Below are 643 nucleotides of genomic sequence, written 5' to 3' on the forward strand. Positions count from 1 at the left end.
CGCTTCTTCCCTGCTGAAAGAGGTTTACAACCCGAAGGCCGTCATCCCTCACGCGGCGTCGCTGCATCAGGCTTGCGCCCATTGTGCAATATTCCCCACTGCTGCCTCCCGTAGGAGTCTGGGCCGTGTCTCAGTCCCAGTGTGGCCGGTCGCCCTCTCAGGCCGGCTACCCGTCGTCGCCTTGGTAGGCCATCACCCCACCAACAAGCTGATAGGCCGCGGGCTCATCCTGCACCGCCGGAGCTTTCCACCCAGAAGCATGCGCCCCCAGGTCATATCCGGTATTAGACCCCGTTTCCAGGGCTTGTCCCAGAGTGCAGGGCAGATTGCCCACGTGTTACTCACCCGTTCGCCACTGATCCACCCCGAAAGGCTTCACCGTTCGACTTGCATGTGTTAAGCACGCCGCCAGCGTTCGTCCTGAGCCAGGATCAAACTCTCCGTGAATGTTCACCGGTCATCCGGTACAACACCCGCGAAAGAGCGGGACAGTCGGAGGAATAATCCGACCGTCCACAGCGTCCTCGCTGTGTGTTCTTCTTCAAAGGAACCACATCCCGACCGAATACTCGACCGGAACGGGGTATCAACATATCTGGCGTTGACTTTTGGCACGCTGTTGAGTTCTCAAGGAACGGAAGCT

The 643-nt window shown here is 59.1% G+C and carries 1 rRNA gene; it reads right to left on the reverse strand.

Annotated features, from left to right (window positions below):
• A 16S ribosomal RNA gene (locus tag WA788_RS35500) occupies positions 1 to 447 on the reverse strand; the annotation flags it as partial.
• Positions 448 to 643: the final 196 nt, after the last annotated feature.

It is taken from the genome of Streptomyces sp. CA2R106 (genome assembly GCF_037034245.1).
GTDB lineage: Bacteria > Actinomycetota > Actinomycetes > Streptomycetales > Streptomycetaceae > Actinacidiphila.